Raw genomic sequence first — 16,458 nt, 5'->3', positions numbered from 1 at the left:
GCCCCGGGCAGCACGCCCGGAGCGCCCCGTCGGCGTTTCCCGCGCGTGAGGGCCGGCCGTCCTCGGCGGTCGGCCGAAGAGCGGTCTCAAGACCGCCGCCGGTGTCCCTGTGACGAGGGAGGATCCCCCACCGGGGCACCCTCCGCGCTCGGCCGGGCCGCCAGCCACTCCTGCAGTTCGCGGTGGCGGAACTGGTAGGCGAAGCCCTCGACGCGCATGATGCCCGCCTCGACGCACCAGTCGAGGAAGCCGCCCAGTCCTGCGGGGAGCCGGCGGCCCGCGGCGAACTTGAATAGGACGTAGCGGCGCCAGGCCCTCGCCGCGAGGGTGAAGGCGGGGAGGACGCCGAGGAGCGCGCCGTAGGCGAAGCCGAGGACACTCTCCGACCACTGGGCGATCAGCGAGCCGACCCACAGAGAGGTGACGACCGCCCAGAAGAACGCGTAGCGCAGTTCCGCGCGCAGCGGGTCGCGTGGATCGGTCAGGGTGGCCTGCGGGTGGTCGCCCGTGCTCCAGACGGCCTGCGAGGTCACGAACGACAGGACGTTCCCGGCCAGGACCAACGCGAACAGCCACGGACTGAGACCCCGGTCCACCAGGAACAGCACCCAGCCGGTGACGTACATCACGTTCAGGCCGATCATCTTCGGCTCTCCCAGCAGCCGCCAGTCGAGGTGGCGTGGAACGGGCTGCCGCCGGGTGTTCTCCAGCGCCACGGGCAGCACCGCCTGTATCAGGAACAGCAGGCCGAAGGCGGCGAAGAGGCGCGGGTACGGGAGGCTCTCCCAAGGCGTGAGGCCGATCCGCTCGGCCAGGTTGATCGAGACGACGAACGGCAGCATCAGCAGCGCGATCTCGACATGCCGCATCCCGGAGTCGCGTTCCATCCGCCACAGCCGGTGCAGCACGAGATCCGTGTCGGAGACCACCTCGTCACGGGGGCGCGGGGCGCCGTCCGACCCGTCCGGCCGGTGGTCGTCCCGCAGATGCCCGGCCAGGGTGGTCAGCCACTCCTCGACCTTCGCGGGGTCCCGTCGGCGGCCGGCGTCCGGCCGCTGGTTGTACGTCGACGCGGCGGCGCGGGTGTACAGGCCGAGCAGGTGGTCCGGTACGGCGTTCAACGGCATCGCCAGGAGCGCGTCGGGGTTGCGCAGCGGACGGCGGTCGTCGTCCCGCTCGGTGTACGCCGTGGTCAGCAGGGCCATCCGCCACGGAGTGTCGAGGACCCGGGCCAGCCCGCGCGGGGTGCCGGTCCAGGTGAGGGCCTCGGCGAGCCGTCGCCACTCGGGCAGCCACTCCCCCGTCTCGTCCTGCCCCCTCTTGCCCAGGAACGCGAGCTGCTGGGCACTGGAGAGCCGCTGGAGGGTGACGACGGTGGCTTGTTCGAGCCTCTCCTTCGACTTCAGGGTGTCGTAGCGGTCGGCTCGGCAGAGCACCACGAGCGGCGCCTGCCCCGTCCGGTCGCTGTACTCGCGGTTGAGCCGTCGCAGGGCCTTCAGCGCACGGGTCTTCGCGGGCGGCACGCCGGGCGGGTCCATCTCGTCGAGGCCGTCGAGGATGGGCAGGACGAGACGGTCCTCGAGGAGTTGGCGTGCCACGGCCCTGGAGCGGACCAGACCTCTTTCCTTCAGATAGCCGGACAGCCAGTCGACCAGCTTGAGTTCGGTGTTCCAGGTGGACAGCGGGATGCGCACGGGCACCGGGTCGCCGTCCTGCCATCCTCTCAGCAGATGGGCCATCAGCTGGGTCGCGGCGACCGTCTTCCCGGAGCCCGGGCCGCCGAGAACGACCAGGCGGTCCTTGCACCGTGACGAGGTGAAGTAATCGCCCAGCGGATCCGTCACCGTGGTCCCGGGATCGGCGGAGTCCTTGAAACCGACGGGGATCACGTTGTCGGAGCCCGGGAAGTAGCCGCGTGGGGCGGCCATGAGACGCCGGTCCACCTGTCTCTTGAACTCCGTCAACCGGCGTGCGAGATCCGACTGCTCGGCCCTGACCGTGAAACCCAGCGCGTACAGGGTGAGACCGACGGCCGCCGCGCTGAACGCGGTCGCGAGGATGTCGGCCAGTGGGCTGTCGCGCAGCGGCGCGGTGTCCCGGAAGAAGAAGAGTCCGGCCGCACCCGCCACGAAGACGACGGCCAGAACACCCCATACGGAACCGCGATACGCCCCCCGTGCTGCTCTCATGTTTCATGAAGTGTGCTGGATCACAGGGGACTTGGCAATGCGGGAAGTACGGGGAGCGCCACGATTCCGCTACGCCCCGACACCACTCCGAGCCGGGGCCCCGCGCCTTCGGCGGTCGCGAAAGCGGTCAGCTCGCTCCAGTCCCGCTCCCGGTCGAACATGTCCGGTGGTCCCGGCAGACTGCGCGATGCGGGCCGGGTCACTTGAGCGACGCCACGAACGCCGTCCAGGCCGGGGCCGTGATGGTGAGGACCGGGCCGTGGGGGACCTTGGAGTCGCGGACGGGGACGACGGCGGTGTGGGCGTCGCAGACTTCGAGGCAGTCGCCGCCGGTGCCGTTGCTGTAGGTGCTCTTGCGCCAGCGGGCGGCATTGGGGAAGGCTTCGGCCACCTCCACGCAGTTGCCGCCGTCGCCGTTGCTGTAGCTGCTCTTGCGCCAGGCAGCTGTACTCAAGTCAATTGCGTAGCTCGCCATTTCGGTCATCCTCAGCCGCTTGCTCGATCAGGGCGAGGGACGCCTCCGGAGGCAGTGCGGCGGCCCTGAGCCGATCGTATGCCTTGCGGTAGTGCTTCACGAGGCCGGGATCGTCGATGGTGTCCCCGCTGTACTGCGCCTCCGTGTAGATCAGAGGTGGAGCGTCGGAGAAGGTCATAACCATGGCACTGCCCAGCATCAGCGGGTGCGGCCCGCAGTTCCACGGAAGGATCTGGGAAACGATCCGATGGCGCCGCGCCAGCTCCGTCACACGCTCCAACTGTTCGGCGTGCTGCTCCGGCGGCAGGATGGGCTGACGCAGCAGTGACTCGGGCAGGATCACCCAGTATTCCGGCGTCTTGTGGTTGTCCTCGAAGAGCCGAGCCCGCGCCAGCCGTGCGGACACCTTCTCCTCAACTTCCTCGTCGGGCGCCAGGGGATGCGCCGACCGCGTCACCGCCCGCGCGTACGCCTCCGTCTGCAACAACCCCGGAATCAGCGTCGGGCACCACTCCTCGATGGTCTCCGCGTGCTTCTCCGCCTCCAGTACGCGCTCGAAGTAGCTCGCGTGCCCCCGCCGCTTCGCCCTCCGCACGTCCTCACAACGCCGCCGGAAGAAGCCGTCCGTGCCGAGCACCTTGTCCACGTGTTCCGCCAGCTCCGCCGGCATCCGTCGCGTCCCCCGCTCGATCTCGCTGAGGTGGCTCGGGCCGTAGAAGCTGCCCTCCACCAACTGCTGGAGCGTCAGCCCCGCCTCCTCCCGCTTCCAGCGCAGTTCGCTGCCGTAGAAGGTCGGGACGCCCGTCGAGCCGTCGATGTCCTTGCGCTGCCCCATCGTTCACCTTCCATGGGTTGCCGTTACCGCCCGCTCCCTCTTCCCGCACCGCATACGTGCAGTTCAGGACCGGGATGCCGAAGGGCTGTCACGCTACGCCGACCGGCGGCACAGTGTGAGCGGTTCGTCACACAGAGCACCGAAAGGCGTGAACCCCATGCACAGCCCCACCGAAGCCGACGCCTGCGCCGAGGAGTTGCGGGCGGCGCTCGCCGCGCACGGCATCACCCTGCCGTCCCTCGGCGTCGACCTCCCGACTCTCGCCTCCCGCTGTCCGGTCCGGCCGCTGATCGCGCTCGGCAACTGCAACCTCCTCACCGCCCGGGCCCTGACCGCCGCCCTCCGCGAGGGGGCCGCGTGATGCGACCGGGGACGACACTCGAACTGCTCGCGGCACCGGCCGAGCTGTCCGGCGTACGCCGGGCCCTGCGCGACTACGGCGCCGACGTCCAGCTCTGCGCGAGCGAACTCGTGACCAACGTGATCCAGCACCTCGGCGAGGGAGTTCCCGTCACCGTCCGGGTGTCGCGGGACGACGGCGGACGTACACGGCTGGAGGTCACCGACCCCGACCCCCGGGTGCTGCCCGTGCTGCGAGCGGACGTGGACGTCGACGCGGAGTCGGGACGCGGGCTCGCACTGCTGGACGCGCTCGCGCTGAGGTGGGGCGTGACGCACGGGACGCCGCCCGGCGGCAAGACCGTGTGGTGCGAGCTCGGCGCAGGGCCGGGAGGAGGAAGCGCTGTCCCGGACCGCGATCCGGTGTCAGTGGCGTCCGGTTGAATGACGACATGTACTCGGTGGAGGAGTTGCTGGCGGCCGTTCACCGGCTGACCGCTCAGCGTATGAGCGCGCCGGTGTGCGGGACGGCGGGGCACGCGGCGGGGCACGTGTGCCTGGTGCCGTCCGCGCGGATCGCTTTCCCTGACCTCCAGGAGGCGATCAGCTCGCGGTTCGGGGAGCCGCGCAGCCTCGTCGCGGGCGGCATCGTCGATCCGGCCGCGAGCGTGCGGACCGGGCTGCCGCTGCTGACGCCGTTCGGGGAGCGGGTCGTCGAGATGCGGGCGTGGGCGTGCGGGGACCGGTGGGTCGGGTGCGGTACGACGCACCACGACGACGGTGACGACCGGCTCGTCGTGCTCGTCGCCGAGCGGGAGAATCCCGCGGCGGGTCTGGACGAAGCCGCGTCCTGGGTGGACAGGGTCGTCGCCCTCACCGGGTGGGAGACGACCCGGGTACGCACGGTCGGCTGGGCGGCGGTGGAGGCCCGGCTCGGGACCGCGCTGCCCAGCGACTACAAACGGCTGATCGAAATCTTCGGCGGGCCGGGCGCCTTCGACGACTACGTTCAGCTCCAGGTCCCCGACGCGCACGTCGAGAGCATGGACATCGTCCGGCACACGGAGTGGCTCGGTGAGTGGGCCCGAACGGAAGGCAGCCACCTGCGGGACCCGTACCCGGTGTACCCGGCCGCGGGCGGGGTGTTGAAGTGGGCCGGTACCGAGCAGGCGGAGGAGTTCTACTGGCTCACCGGGGACCCCGATCCGGACAAGTGGCCCGTTCTCGCGCACGGGGAGCTACGCGAGTCGTGGATCCGGTTCAACGGCACGACCGCCGAATTCATCCACCACATGCTCACGGACCTGGGCCATCCGTTCTCCATGGCCCGCTGGTACGACGTCCACTGGTACCAGGACTACGGCCACCCGGTGCCGCCCTGAGCCGGGGAATCCCGCCGGGCCGGTTCCGCGGAGACCTTCCCCGGCGGCGACACCGAGTCCGACCCGCCCCGGCACCCGGGAACCGGGGCGGGCGCGCGGGGATCAGCGCCTGACGTACACCGTCGGCGGTGAGCGTGACCGAGCCGGCGGTGGCGCCCGCGGGCAGGGCCCGGTAGCCGTCGGCGGCGTCCGGCAGGTCGCCGGTGTTCAGCAGCCGGGTGCCGGCGGAGGCGTCGGCGAGGGCGGCCTTCGTGCCGTCCGGGGAGACGGCGACGTCCTTGGGCCCGGCCGAGGACACCCGACGAGCGGACCCCGGTTCAGGCGGTCCAGTCGCGTGAGCACAGGACGAGGAGGTATCCGTCGGGATCCGCGACGGTCACGCCGTACTCGTCCCAGTAGGGGTTGTGCGCGGGAGTCCTGGTGCCCCCGTGCGCCTCCAGGCGTTCGACCAGCGACGCGTCGACCGGGGCGCCGAGGTAGACCACGAACAGGTCGTCCACCGTCGGAGCGGGCTCGATCGGCCGTTCGGGGTCACGGGTGAGTTCGAAGTGCCAGGCGGCGCCCGGCGGCCCGACCATGAGCAGGTCGTGCTCGCCGGGGACCCGTTCGGTGGTCCGCCACAGCACTTCGAGCCCGAGGCCCTCCACGTAGAAGCGTTCGGCGGCGGCCAGGTCCCTCGAGGGCCGGGCCACCCGGATCCGGGTCGTGGGGCCGATCACGCGGAACCCTCCAGGGCGGCACGCCACACGGGGCTGTCGACATAGTGGTTGTCGAAGCGCTCCGACGACTCGGCGATCTCCTTCGGGTCGGCCTCGCCGCGCATCACCCGGCCGAGCAGGCGCAGGTAGTCGAACCTGCCCATGCCGGGGGTGAAGACGAACAGGACGTCCGCTTCACTGTCCGGGGCGGCCGCGAAGGCGTGCGGGGTGTGGGGCGGGACCGCGAGGAAGTCGCCTTCCTCCAGGACGGTGACCTCCTCGCCCACCAGCACCCGCAGGGATCCGCCGATCACGAAGAACAGCTCCGACGCCCGGGTGTGGAAGTGGGCCGGCGCCCCTGCCGCGCCCTTCGCGAAGGTGGACCGGTAGCTCGTGAAGCCACCCGCGCCGCCGTCCGAATCGGCCAGAAGGGTCATCACGCTGCTCGGGTCGGCACAGGTCTCGGCGTCTGCACGACGGGTCAGCACCACAGCGGGCGGAGTGTCGGTCGCGGACATGGCGGGCTCCTCCTTCAACCTTGATAATCTCAACGTTAAGATAAAAGCAGCACAGACGTCTCAACGTCAAGTCTCTTAACGTTGAGAAGATGTTGACGGAGAGGAGCGACGGAGATGAGCGACGCCGTGGACGCGATCATCGGCCAGTGGGCGAAGGAGCGTCCCGATGTGGTGGAGGACCTCTGGCCGGTGGAGCTCTTCGCACGGATCCAGCGGCTGGCCCGGGTGATCGACAAGTCCGCCAGGGCCACGGCCGCCGCGCACGGAGTGGAACACGGTGAGTTCGACGTGCTCACCACACTGCAGCGCTCCGGGCCTCCCTACGCCCTCACCGCCGGGGCCTTCCTCAAAGCGTCCATGGTGACCTCCGGAGCGATCACCAACCGCATCGACAGGATGGAGGCCAAGGGCCTCGTCGAGCGGGTGCGCGAAGGCGGCGACCGGCGCACCGTCAGGATCCGCCTCACCGAGCACGGACACGAGGTCACCCGGGCCGCCTTCGCCGACCATCTGGCGGACTACGCGCGACTGCTCGACGGCGTGGACCGCGGCCTGGTCGAGAGGACCGCCGAGGGCCTCCGGCAGCTGCTGGAGAACCTCGGCGACACGACCGTCACATGACGGCCCGTCGACGGCCGGCCCGGCACCGGCAGCCGGAAGGCGTTCCAGCGGCACCTCACGGCGAACCGGGACCACGACGACCCGGCCGACGGCGTTCCCGGAACCGACACGACCAAGGCGTTGCAGCGCAAGCCGAGCCGGCCGGCCCACGGCTACGACGGCCCGATCGACAAGATCGCCGGGGACGGCACCGAGGCCGCCTTCGAGAAGTTCCCCGACCGGGCGAAGAGCACCTGCTGATCCCGGCCGGCGGGCGCGGGACGTCACTCGTCCCGCGCCCGCCGGCCGGACTGGCCGGTTCCCGTTGCGTACCGGTATCACCCGGACACCGGCCGTTCACCGGGACCGCCGGGGAACGTTGGATTCCGGCGGGATGCTCCGGCCGTGAGACGGATTACGGGAATCGTCCTCGCGGTACTGCTGACGGCCGGCGTGGTGGCCGCCGTCGTCGCGGGCCGGGACAACGGGGAGACGGGCACGGCAACGAAGACCGTGCGCATGGTGATCGGATCGGAGAAGGCGGAGTTCTTCGCCGATCCGGACGTGGTGAAGGCCCTCGCCGCCAAGGGCTACACCGTCGAGGCCGAGACCTCCGGGTCCTGGGCCATGGAGGAGCTGGACCTCAAGGGGTACGACCTGGCGTTCCCGTCCAGCCGGGCGCCCGCCGCCGGACTGGCCGAGAAGTACGAGGTGCGGGGAACGCTCCCGCGCCCGTTCTACTCGCCCCTCGTCGTCGTGTCCCGCCGCGGCGCCGCCGAGGTACTGGCCGCCAACGGGCTGGCCGTGCTCGACGGGAAGAACCCGGGCACGCTGAGGACGGCCGCCTACCTCGACGCGGCCGAACGCGACCGCACCTGGCAGCAACTGAAAGGAGCCGAGGAGTACGGGGAGCTGACCGGCACCCTCTACATCTCCAGCACCGACCCGGAGACCTCCAACTCCGGCGCGCTGTACCTGGCCGCCGCCTCCTACGTCGCCAACGGCGGCAAGGTGGTCGCGAGCGACGCCGAGATCGGGCGCACCGCTCCCCTGCTGCGCAAGCTGATCGGCGTCCAGGGCGCCCAGCAGTCGAGCACGGACGCGGCGTTCCGGGACTTCGTCAGCGGGGCCGGCAACCCGCTCGTCCTCGTCTACGAGTCCCAGGTGTCCGCGCTCCTCAACGAGCAGCAGCACGCGGACGACCTCACCGTCCTCTACCCGGACACCACGGTCAACAGCGACCACACCGTCGTCCCGCTCACCGAGAACGGCCGGAAGGTCGCCGGACTCCTCGGCAGTGACCCGGCGTTGCGCAAGCTGGCCGTCCGGCACGGTTTCCGCCCGCAGGGCGACGTCGCCGAGTTCGCGGCGGCCGCCGTGGGCCGCACCGCCTACCTCAAGCAGCGACTGACCGGCGTCCGCCAGGCGCCCGTGCCCACCTCCGCGGTGCTGCACGAGCTGGCGCGACGGGCGCGCGGACAAGGGGGGAACAGCAACAGATGAACAGCACTGACGGGGACTTCGTCCTCACACCGCCCGAGGCCGTCACGCCCGTGCCCCGGGAGAGGGCCGGCGGGCTCGTGCCCGTCGACGACGGCGTCCGCGCCGACATGGCGGCCAAGGCCGCCGCGTACGTCGAGGGGCTGGCCTCCCTGGACGCCCGCTCGCCCGAGTTCGCGGGCAAGGTCGGTGAGATCACCGCACTGGGCGCCGGCGAGATGCGTACCGCCACCGCGCAGTCCAACCGCATGCTGGAACGCACGGTCCGGAGCCTGCCCGACAAGGGCGGCGACGCCCAGTCCAAGGTGGCCGGGTCGCTCGTGGAACTGCGGCGCGTGGTCGAGGACCTGGACCCGCGCGACCTGCCCGCGAACAAGGGCCGCAAGTTCCTCTCCCGGCTGCCCGGCGGCAACAGGCTGCGCGACCACGTCGCCAAGTACGCCTCCGCGCAGGGCACCCTGAACGGCATCGTGGGCGCGCTGCGCGGCGGGCAGGACGAACTGCGCCGCGACAACGCCGCGTTGCAGACGGAGCGGGTCCGCCTGTGGGAGACCATGGGCAAGCTCCAGGAGTACGTCGTCCTCACGGAGGCCCTGGACACGGCCGTGGAGCGGCACATCGCGGGCGTGGAGACGGCGGATCCCGCGCAGGCCGACTCGCTCCGTGCCGACGTCCTCTTCCCCGTCCGGCAGAAGCACCAGGACCTGCTCACCCAGCTCGCCGTGTGCGCGCAGGGCTACCTCGCCATGGACGTCGTACGGCGCAACAACGAGGAGCTGATCAAGGGCGTGGACCGGGCGGCCACGACGACCGTGTCGGCGCTGCGGATCTCCGTGATGCTGGCGTCCGCGCTCGACCACCAGAAGAAGGTCGTCGAACAGGTCGACGCGCTGCGCGGTACCACCGAGGAGCTGATCCGGGGCAACGCGGAGATGCTGGCGACGCAGAGCGGGGAGAGCCGGCGCATCGCCGCCGACCCGGCGGTCGGGGCCGAGACCCTGCGCACCGCGTTCCAGCAGATCTACCGCACCCTCGACGCCATCGACACCTACAAGGTGCGGGCGACCGAGGCGATGGCGGCGACGGTGGAGAACCTGACCTCCGAACTCCAGCACGCCAGTACCTACTTGGAGCGCAGCCGGTCGCAGGGCGCGCTGGAGGGGGGCCTCGGATGAGACGACGGTCCCTGGCCGCGCTGCTCGCCGCCGGCGCGGTCCTGCTGAGCGCGTGCACCGCCGGGCAGGACCCGCGGGACGACGAGGACCCGCGGGCCGCCGTGCCGGGCACGCTGCGGGTGCTGGCATCCAGTGAACTCAGCGACATGACCCCGGTCCTCGAACGGGTCGAGAAGGACACCGGCGTCACCGTCCGGCCGACCTACATGGGCACGCTCGACGCCGTGGACATGCTGGCCACGGGGAAGACGGACGGCCGGTACGACGCCGTGTGGCTGTCCTCCAACGACTATCTGCGGCTGCGCCCGGAGGCGACGGAGAAGATCGTCTCGGAGACGCCCGTGATGTCCAGCCCGGTCGCCGTCGGCGTGCGGTCCGCCGTCGTCGAGGAGCTGGGCTGGAACCCCGAGGACGTCACCTGGTCCGCGATCGAGCGGGCCGTCCGGGACGGCGGGCTCACCTACGGCATGACCGACCCGACCCGCTCCAACTCCGGTTTCTCCACGCTGATCTCCGTCGCCTCGGCGCTCTCCGGCGCGCAGTCCGCGCTCACCGACGCCGACGTGACGAAGGCGACGCCTCGGCTGAAGGGGTTCTTCGGGGGGCAGAAGCTCACCTCGGGTTCGTCGGGCTGGCTGGCGGGCGCGTACGACCGCCGCGGTGACGTCGACGCGCTCCTCAACTACGAGTCCGTCCTCAAGGGCTTCGAGGGCCTGACGGTGATCCGCCCGAAGGACGGGGTGGTCACCGCCGACTATCCGCTCTCCTCCCTCGCCTCCACCGACACGGCCACCCGCGACGACGTGCGCCGGGTGACCCAGGCGCTGCGCTCGGACGCCGTCCAGCGGCTGATCACCGACCGCACGCTGCGCCGCCCGGTCGTCGCCTCGGTTCCGCCCGCGGCCGGACTGGACACCGGCCGCAGGCGCGAACTGCCCTTCCCCGGCAGCCGTTCCGTCGCCGACGGGCTGCTCGACGCGTACGAGAACCAGCTGCGCCGCCCCTCCCGGACGGTGTACGTCCTCGACACCTCCGGCTCGATGGAGGGCGAGCGGATCGACCGGCTGAAGCAGGCCCTCACCGGCCTCACCGAGGACTTCCGCGACCGGGAGGAGGTCACCCTGATGCCGTTCGGCACGGACGTGAAGAGCGTGCGCACCCATGTCGTACGCCCCGGTGATCCGCAGCAGGGGATCGCCGCGATCCGCCGGGACACGGAAGAGCTGCGGGCCGAGGGCGACACCGCGGTCTACACGTCCCTGCGGAAGGCGTACGACCATCTGGGCGGCGGCGAGGACACGTTCACGTCGATCGTGCTGATGACGGACGGTGAGAACACGGCGGGCGACAGGGCCGGTGACTTCGACGCCTTCTACCAGGGGCTGTCCCGCGAGCGGCAGGACATCCCCGTCTTCCCCATCCTGTTCGGCGACTCCGACCGGGCCGAGCTGGAGCACATCGCGGAGCTGACCGGCGGCCGGCTGTTCGACGGGCAGGGGTCGCTGGACGGGGCGTTCGAGGAGATCCGTGGCTATCAGTAGGTACGTGGAGTCCCGCAAGAACATCGCCGGGTGCGCGGGCGGGCTGACGGGGCTGGTGCTGACGTTCACGGGCGTGGCGGGACCGTACTGGCCGGTCGTGGTGGCCGGGCTGTACGGGGTGGGCGCGCTGATCGCCCCGCCCGAGCGGCCCGCGCCGCCCGCCTTCCCGGACCCGTCCGCGCGGCTCGACGAGGTGCGGGCCGACTTCGGGCGGCTGCGGGAGTACCTGGCGGACGTCGACCTGCCGCCCATCGCGACGGACCGGCTCACCGAGCTGACGGACATGCTGGCCGCGCTGCTGGACCCCGGGTGGGTGACCGAGATCCTCGCCCAGGACCCGGACGCCGTGCACACCCTGTCCCGGGCCGTGCGGCAGGACGTGCCGGAGGCCGTCGACGTCTACGTACGGACCCGCTGGTGGACGCGGCTGACACCCGGGCAGGTGCCTCCGGAGCAGCACCTGGTGCGTCAGCTGGAACTGCTGCACGCGGAGGCGGAGCGGCTGGCGCGGGGCCTGCGGGAGACGGAGGCCCGGCGGCAGGAGTCGCACACCCGGTACCTGGAGGACCGGTCCCCGTGAGCCCGGAATGGCGGGGCCCGTCGTCGTCCTCTCCGCCGGGGCGGGCGGGAGGACGGCGACGGGCCCATGGTCCCGCACGCCGTTGTGCGGGCCTCGCCGGTGTGTTCCGCGGCCGGTCGTGGCGTGACGATCGCTGGTCAGGGCATCCTCATACCGACCGGCCGCGGGGTCTGTGCGGGCGTCAGCCCAGGCGCTTCACCAGCGCGTGGTACTGGTCCCACAGTTCCTTGGGCGTGTGGTCGCCGAAGGTGTTGAGGTGGTCGGGGACCAGGGCGGCCTCCTCGCGCCACACGTCCTTGTCGACGGTGAGCAGGAAGTCCAGGTCGGCGTCGGAGAGGTCCAGGCCGTCCGTGTCCAGGGCGGCCTTGGCCGGAAGCACGCCGATCGGGGTCTCGACGCCCTCCGCGCGGCCGTCCAGGCGCTCCACGATCCACTTCAGGACGCGGGAGTTCTCGCCGAAGCCGGGCCAGACGAACTTGCCGTCGTCGTTCTTGCGGAACCAGTTGACGTAGTAGATCTTCGGCAGCCTGGACTGGTCCTTGTCCTTGGCCACGTCGATCCAGTGCGCCATGTAGTCGCCCATGTTGTAGCCGCAGAACGGCAGCATGGCGAACGGGTCGCGGCGCAGCTCGCCGACCTTGCCCTCGGCGGCGGCGGTCTTCTCACTGGCCACGTTGGCGCCGAGGAAGACGCCGTGGTTCCAGTCGAAGGACTCCGTCACCAGCGGTACGGCGCTGGCGCGGCGCCCGCCGAAGAGGATCGCGGAGATCGGCACGCCCTTGGGGTCCTCCCACTCGGGCGCGATGATCGGGCACTGCGCGGCGGGGGTGGTGAAGCGGGCGTTGGGGTGCGCGGCGGGCGTGCCGGACCCGGGGGTCCAGTCGTTGCCCTTCCAGTCGGTGAGGTGGGCGGGGGTCTCCTCGGTCATGCCCTCCCACCACACGTCGTTGTCGTCGGTGAGCGCCACGTTGGTGAAGACGGAGTTGCCCCACAGGGTCTTCATCGCGTTGGCGTTGGTGTGCTCACCCGTGCCGGGGGCGACGCCGAAGAAGCCGGCCTCGGGGTTGATGGCGTACAGGCGGCCGTCCTCGCCGAAGCGCATCCAGGCGATGTCGTCGCCGATCGTCTCGACCGTCCAGCCGGAGATCGTGGGCTCCAGCATGGCGAGGTTGGTCTTGCCGCAGGCGGACGGGAAGGCGGCGGCGACGTACTTGGACTCGCCCTGCGGCGGGGTCAGCTTGAGGATGAGCATGTGCTCGGCCAGCCAGCCCTCGTCGCGGGCCATGACGGAGGCGATGCGCAGGGCGTAGCACTTCTTGCCGAGCAGGGCGTTGCCGCCGTAGCCGGAGCCGTAGGACCAGATCTCGCGGTCCTCGGGGAAGTGGGAGATGTACTTGGTGCTGTTGCAGGGCCAGGGGACGTCCTCCTGGCCGGGCTCCAGCGGGGCGCCGACCGAGTGCACGGCCTTGACGAAGAAGCCGTCGGAGCCGAGCTCGTCCAGGACCGGCTGACCCATCCGGGTCATGGTGCGCATGGAGACGGCGACGTACGCCGAGTCGGTGATCTCGACGCCGATGGCGGACAGCGGCGAGCCGAGCGGGCCCATGCAGAAGGGCACGACGTACAGGGTGCGGCCCTTCATCGAGCCGCGGAAGACGCCCTTGTCGCCCCGGAAGACCTCCCGCATCTCGGCGGGGGCCTTCCAGTGGTTGGTCGGGCCGGCGTCCTCCTCCTTCTCGGAGCAGATGAAGGTCCGGTCCTCGACGCGGGCGACGTCGGTGGGGTCGGAGGCCGCGTAGTAGGAGTTGGGGCGCTTGATCGGGTCGAGTTTGCGGAAGGTGCCCTTGGCGACGAGTTCCTCACACAGGCGTTCGTACTCGGCCTCCGAGCCGTCGCACCAGACCACCCGGTCCGGCTGCGTCAGGTCTGCGATCTCGTTGACCCAGGAAATCAGTCCCTGGTGGGTGGTGGGGACGCTGGGAGCCGCGATGTCGCGCGCCACGATTGCTCCTAAATGAGGGGTTTTTTGTTGGGAGGCCCCGTGGGGGCTGCGACCCGGATGCTTCACGGTGGGAGCTTGGGCGCTCATCCGGTGTCGACCGCACTCATTTGATCATCCGATGAGAGCGCCCATCTGTCCAGAGGGCCGCACAGGTGAGCAACGTGACGATGGCCACGGTTTCTCGTGGCACTTTGCGCGTACGTTGGGTTCACCGGACCGTTTCTTTGCGTGACAATGCGACAGGGCGCCGTGAGATGATGGCCACTCGACGCGGGTCAATTCGGCACCCGGAGGCATAACTTACGGTTCCGTAGGTACGATGCCGGACATGACTGCGCTCGCCCCCGACGCGCCCGAGGACCCGGCGGCCGACGGCCCGGGTCCGGTCGCGACCTCCCTGCCGCATCCGGTCAAGCCCAAGCTCCGCGGCTGGCTGCACCTCGGCATGTTCCCCGCCGCCCTGGTCGCCGGACTGGTGCTGACCGCCTTCGCCGACTCGAGCCGGGCACGCCTCGCCTGCGCGGTCTACGCCCTGACCGCCTGCCTGCTGTTCGGCGTGAGCGCGCTCTACCACCGGGGCGACTGGAGCCCCCGCATGGACGGGGTGCTGCGCCGCCTGGACCACGCCAACATCTTCCTGATCATCGCGGGCACCTACACCCCGCTGACGATCCTGCTGCTGCCGGACTCCAAGGGGCAGTGGCTGCTGTGGGGCATCTGGGCGGCGGCCGCCGCCGGGATCGTCTTCCGGGTCTTCTGGGTCGGCGCCCCCCGCTGGCTCTACACGCCCTGCTACATCGCGATGGGCTGGGCGGCCGTCTTCTTCCTGCCCGACTTCATGCGCTCGGGCGGCATCGCCGTACTCGTCCTGGTGGTCGTGGGCGGTCTGCTCTACAGCGCGGGCGGGGTGATCTACGGCCTCAAGAAGCCCAACCCGTCACCGCGCTGGTTCGGCTTCCACGAGGTCTTCCACTCCCTCACCCTGGCCGCCTTCATCGCCCACTACGTCGGCATCTCCCTGGCGGCGTACCAGCACGCGTAGTGACCGGTACCAGTCGTAGTGGCCGGTACCAGTCGTAGTGGCCGGTACCGGTCGCAGGACCGGTACCGGCCATGGTGGCCGACAATCGCCGACAATGGCCGTCATGAAGGCCGCACCCTCCCCCCTCACCCCCGCCGACCCGCCCCCGGGGCTGCGCGAGCGGAAGAAGATCAAGACCCGTGAGGCGATCCGCTGCGCGGCCTTCGCACTGATCGGGGAACAGGGCTACGACGCCATGACGATCGAGCGGATCGCCGAGCGCGCCGAGGTGTCGCCGTCGACCGTCATCCGCTACTTCCCGGCCAGGGAGGACATCGTCCTCACGGACGAGTACGACCGGCCGATGGCCGCGGCACTCGCCGAGCGGCCCGCCGGCGAGCCCTGGCCCGCCTCCGTCCGGCACGTACTGCGCGGGACCGTGCGCCGCGCGATGACCGAACAGCCCGAGGTGACACTGCTGCGGGCCCGGCTGCTGGCCGAGGTCCCGGCGGTGCGCTCCCGGACGCGGGAGAGCCTGTCGGCCACCGGACGGCTCCTCGCCGACGCGATCGCCGCGCGCACCGGGCTCGCCCCGGACGGCCTGGAGGTGCGGGTCGCCACGACGTCCCTGCTCGGCGGCCTGCTGGAGGCCACGACGTACTGGGCCGAACGCGGCCACACCGACGACCTCGCCGCCCTCGTCGACCGGGCCCTCGACGTGGTCGAGCACGGCCTGCCCACCGCGAAATCCCGGAGCGGCGGACACCGGACATGACATGCTTGGGCGGGTGAACGGTCCCGAGATCCACGTCGAGTTCGCCCCCGAGCTGCTGCTCTTCGTCCCCAGGGCACGGCCCACCGGTGCCACGAAGGCCGCCACCGACGGCGTCTCCAGCCTCGGCCATGTCGTCGAGTCCCTCGGAGTCCCGCTGACCGAGGTGGGCGCGCTGCTCGTGGACGGCCGCGAGGTGCCGGCCGGCCATGTGCCGACCGCGGGCGAGTCGGTGACCGTACGCGCCGTCGCACATCCGCAGCGGGTGCCGGGCGCGCCGTTGCGGTTCCTGCTCGACGTGCACCTCGGCACGCTGGCGCGCCGGCTGCGGCTGCTGGGCGTGGACACGGCGTACGAGTCGACCGACATCGGCGATCCGGCGCTGGCCGCGCGGTCGGCGGCGGAGCAGCGGGTGATGCTCAGCCGGGACCGGGGGCTGCTGCGGCGGCGGGAGCTGTGGGCGGGGGCGTTCGTCTACAGCACCCGGCCCGAGGAGCAACTCACCTACGTGCTCGACCGGTTCCGGCCCGAGCTACGGCCGTGGAGCCGGTGCACCGCCTGCAACGGGATGTTGCGCCGGGCCACCAAGGACGAGGTCGCCGACCAGTTGAAGGGCGGGACGCACCGTACGTACGACGTGTTCGCGCAGTGCGGTGAGTGCGGGCGCGCGTACTGGAAGGGGGCGCACCACGAGCAACTGGTCGCGATCGTGGAGCGGGCGGTCGCGTTGCGGGCCGAGCGGGGTTGACACGGTGGCGTTGCCGGGGGAGCGCCGTGGGGAACCGCGGGCGCGTCGTGGCTTGTCACGCCCGCACGGCGGAGCCGCATGCC

The 16,458-nt window shown here is 71.1% G+C and carries 17 protein-coding genes; 11 read left to right on the top strand and 6 right to left on the bottom strand.

Annotation, left to right across the window (positions count from 1 at the left end; genetic code table 11):
• Positions 1 to 86: 86 nt before the first annotated feature.
• The 3 genes from ACFV5H_RS33600 to ACFV5H_RS33590 all read right to left on the bottom strand — a co-directional run bounded on the left by ACFV5H_RS33600 (position 87) and on the right by ACFV5H_RS33590 (position 3,499).
• Positions 87 to 2,189, bottom strand: a complete 2,103-nt coding sequence (locus ACFV5H_RS33600; RefSeq protein ID WP_385198594.1) for an NACHT domain-containing protein — start codon at positions 2,187 to 2,189, stop codon at positions 87 to 89.
• Positions 2,190 to 2,388: 199 nt separating this feature from the next.
• On the bottom strand, positions 2,389 to 2,664 hold the full coding sequence (locus tag ACFV5H_RS33595; protein ID WP_385059045.1) for a DUF397 domain-containing protein: 276 nt from the start codon (positions 2,662 to 2,664) through the stop codon (positions 2,389 to 2,391).
• Positions 2,645 to 3,499 carry a helix-turn-helix transcriptional regulator gene (locus ACFV5H_RS33590; RefSeq protein ID WP_385198592.1) on the bottom strand — a complete coding sequence of 285 codons (855 nt, stop codon included), beginning with the start codon at positions 3,497 to 3,499 and terminating at the stop codon, positions 2,645 to 2,647. The genes ACFV5H_RS33595 and ACFV5H_RS33590 overlap by 20 nt, the downstream gene beginning before the upstream one ends.
• Positions 3,500 to 3,656: 157 nt before the next feature.
• Here ACFV5H_RS33590 and ACFV5H_RS33585 point away from each other — a divergent pair, with 157 nt between their 5' ends.
• The 3 genes from ACFV5H_RS33585 to ACFV5H_RS33575 are packed head-to-tail and all read left to right on the top strand — an operon-like array spanning position 3,657 to position 5,220.
• Entirely contained in the window at positions 3,657 to 3,860 is a 204-nt protein-coding gene (locus tag ACFV5H_RS33585) for a hypothetical protein (RefSeq protein WP_344557342.1), read from the top strand.
• On the top strand, positions 3,860 to 4,282 hold the full coding sequence (locus tag ACFV5H_RS33580) for an ATP-binding protein (protein WP_385198591.1): 423 nt from the start codon (positions 3,860 to 3,862) through the stop codon (positions 4,280 to 4,282). Before ACFV5H_RS33585 ends, ACFV5H_RS33580 begins: the two co-directional genes overlap by 1 nt.
• An 8-nt stretch (positions 4,283 to 4,290) precedes the next feature.
• A complete protein-coding gene (locus ACFV5H_RS33575; protein WP_385198589.1) occupies positions 4,291 to 5,220 on the top strand; it encodes a hypothetical protein in 930 nt (309 codons plus the stop codon).
• 317 nt (positions 5,221 to 5,537) lie between these two features.
• Here ACFV5H_RS33575 and ACFV5H_RS33570 read toward each other — a convergent pair whose 3' ends face one another.
• Both ACFV5H_RS33570 and ACFV5H_RS33565 read right to left on the bottom strand, forming a co-directional pair.
• Positions 5,538 to 5,939 carry a VOC family protein gene (locus ACFV5H_RS33570; protein ID WP_385059037.1) on the bottom strand — a complete coding sequence of 134 codons (402 nt, stop codon included), beginning with the start codon at positions 5,937 to 5,939 and terminating at the stop codon, positions 5,538 to 5,540.
• Positions 5,936 to 6,436, bottom strand: coding sequence for a cupin domain-containing protein (locus ACFV5H_RS33565; protein WP_385059036.1), 501 nt, complete (start codon positions 6,434 to 6,436; stop codon positions 5,936 to 5,938). The genes ACFV5H_RS33570 and ACFV5H_RS33565 overlap by 4 nt, the downstream gene beginning before the upstream one ends.
• Before the next feature lie 114 nt (positions 6,437 to 6,550).
• On the opposite strand from ACFV5H_RS33565, the gene ACFV5H_RS33560 reads away from it, so the two are divergent.
• The 5 genes from ACFV5H_RS33560 (at position 6,551) to ACFV5H_RS33540 (ending at position 11,832) form a co-directional block, all read left to right on the top strand.
• Complete coding sequence (locus ACFV5H_RS33560; protein WP_385198588.1) at positions 6,551 to 7,057, top strand: MarR family winged helix-turn-helix transcriptional regulator; 507 nt, start codon at positions 6,551 to 6,553, stop codon at positions 7,055 to 7,057.
• A 384-nt stretch (positions 7,058 to 7,441) separates the two neighbouring features.
• A complete protein-coding gene (locus ACFV5H_RS33555) occupies positions 7,442 to 8,539 on the top strand; it encodes a hypothetical protein (protein WP_385198587.1) in 1,098 nt (365 codons plus the stop codon).
• Positions 8,536 to 9,711, top strand: a complete 1,176-nt coding sequence (locus tag ACFV5H_RS33550) for a toxic anion resistance protein (protein WP_385198586.1) — start codon at positions 8,536 to 8,538, stop codon at positions 9,709 to 9,711. Before ACFV5H_RS33555 ends, ACFV5H_RS33550 begins: the two co-directional genes overlap by 4 nt.
• Positions 9,708 to 11,252, top strand: coding sequence for a substrate-binding domain-containing protein (locus tag ACFV5H_RS33545; protein WP_385198585.1), 1,545 nt, complete (start codon positions 9,708 to 9,710; stop codon positions 11,250 to 11,252). Before ACFV5H_RS33550 ends, ACFV5H_RS33545 begins: the two co-directional genes overlap by 4 nt.
• The gene (locus ACFV5H_RS33540; RefSeq protein WP_385198583.1) at positions 11,239 to 11,832 is read left to right on the top strand and encodes a hypothetical protein; all 594 of its coding nucleotides are present in this window, start codon (positions 11,239 to 11,241) and stop codon (positions 11,830 to 11,832) included. The genes ACFV5H_RS33545 and ACFV5H_RS33540 overlap by 14 nt, the downstream gene beginning before the upstream one ends.
• Positions 11,833 to 12,013: 181 nt before the next feature.
• Here ACFV5H_RS33540 and ACFV5H_RS33535 read toward each other — a convergent pair whose 3' ends face one another.
• Positions 12,014 to 13,834, bottom strand: a complete 1,821-nt coding sequence (locus ACFV5H_RS33535) for a phosphoenolpyruvate carboxykinase (GTP) (RefSeq protein WP_385198581.1) — start codon at positions 13,832 to 13,834, stop codon at positions 12,014 to 12,016.
• Between the two features lie 328 nt (positions 13,835 to 14,162).
• On the opposite strand from ACFV5H_RS33535, the gene ACFV5H_RS33530 reads away from it, so the two are divergent.
• The 3 genes from ACFV5H_RS33530 to ACFV5H_RS33520 all read left to right on the top strand — a co-directional run bounded on the left by ACFV5H_RS33530 (position 14,163) and on the right by ACFV5H_RS33520 (position 16,375).
• The gene (locus ACFV5H_RS33530) at positions 14,163 to 14,876 is read left to right on the top strand and encodes a hemolysin III family protein (protein WP_385057485.1); all 714 of its coding nucleotides are present in this window, start codon (positions 14,163 to 14,165) and stop codon (positions 14,874 to 14,876) included.
• 103 nt (positions 14,877 to 14,979) lie between these two features.
• The gene (locus ACFV5H_RS33525; protein WP_385198580.1) at positions 14,980 to 15,630 is read left to right on the top strand and encodes a TetR/AcrR family transcriptional regulator; all 651 of its coding nucleotides are present in this window, start codon (positions 14,980 to 14,982) and stop codon (positions 15,628 to 15,630) included.
• 13 nt (positions 15,631 to 15,643) lie between these two features.
• Complete coding sequence (locus tag ACFV5H_RS33520) at positions 15,644 to 16,375, top strand: Mut7-C RNAse domain-containing protein (RefSeq protein ID WP_385057489.1); 732 nt, start codon at positions 15,644 to 15,646, stop codon at positions 16,373 to 16,375.
• Positions 16,376 to 16,458: the final 83 nt, after the last annotated feature.

The sequence above is a fragment of the Streptomyces sp. NPDC059787 genome, from assembly GCF_042732315.1.
Lineage (GTDB): Bacteria > Actinomycetota > Actinomycetes > Streptomycetales > Streptomycetaceae > Streptomyces > Streptomyces atrovirens.
Note: the sequence above shows the minus strand (reverse complement) of the source record. Positions and strands in the feature narration are given on the sequence as shown.

Bases quoted from the DNA above. Each gene is read 5' to 3' on its own strand.
- ACFV5H_RS33550 (WP_385198586.1), top strand. From the start codon at position 8,536: ATGAACAGCACTGACGGGGACTTCGTCCTCACACCGCCCGAGGCCGTC.
- ACFV5H_RS33580 (WP_385198591.1), top strand. From the start codon at position 3,860: ATGCGACCGGGGACGACACTCGAACTGCTCGCGGCACCGGCCGAGCTG.
- ACFV5H_RS33560 (WP_385198588.1), top strand. From the start codon at position 6,551: ATGAGCGACGCCGTGGACGCGATCATCGGCCAGTGGGCGAAGGAGCGT.
- ACFV5H_RS33565 (WP_385059036.1), bottom strand. From the start codon at position 6,436: ATGTCCGCGACCGACACTCCGCCCGCTGTGGTGCTGACCCGTCGTGCA.
- ACFV5H_RS33595 (WP_385059045.1), bottom strand. From the start codon at position 2,664: ATGGCGAGCTACGCAATTGACTTGAGTACAGCTGCCTGGCGCAAGAGC.
- ACFV5H_RS33525 (WP_385198580.1), top strand. From the start codon at position 14,980: ATGAAGGCCGCACCCTCCCCCCTCACCCCCGCCGACCCGCCCCCGGGG.
- ACFV5H_RS33585 (WP_344557342.1), top strand. From the start codon at position 3,657: ATGCACAGCCCCACCGAAGCCGACGCCTGCGCCGAGGAGTTGCGGGCG.
- ACFV5H_RS33590 (WP_385198592.1), bottom strand. From the start codon at position 3,499: ATGGGGCAGCGCAAGGACATCGACGGCTCGACGGGCGTCCCGACCTTC.
- ACFV5H_RS33600 (WP_385198594.1), bottom strand. From the start codon at position 2,189: ATGAGAGCAGCACGGGGGGCGTATCGCGGTTCCGTATGGGGTGTTCTG.
- ACFV5H_RS33575 (WP_385198589.1), top strand. From the start codon at position 4,291: ATGTACTCGGTGGAGGAGTTGCTGGCGGCCGTTCACCGGCTGACCGCT.
- ACFV5H_RS33545 (WP_385198585.1), top strand. From the start codon at position 9,708: ATGAGACGACGGTCCCTGGCCGCGCTGCTCGCCGCCGGCGCGGTCCTG.
- ACFV5H_RS33530 (WP_385057485.1), top strand. From the start codon at position 14,163: ATGACTGCGCTCGCCCCCGACGCGCCCGAGGACCCGGCGGCCGACGGC.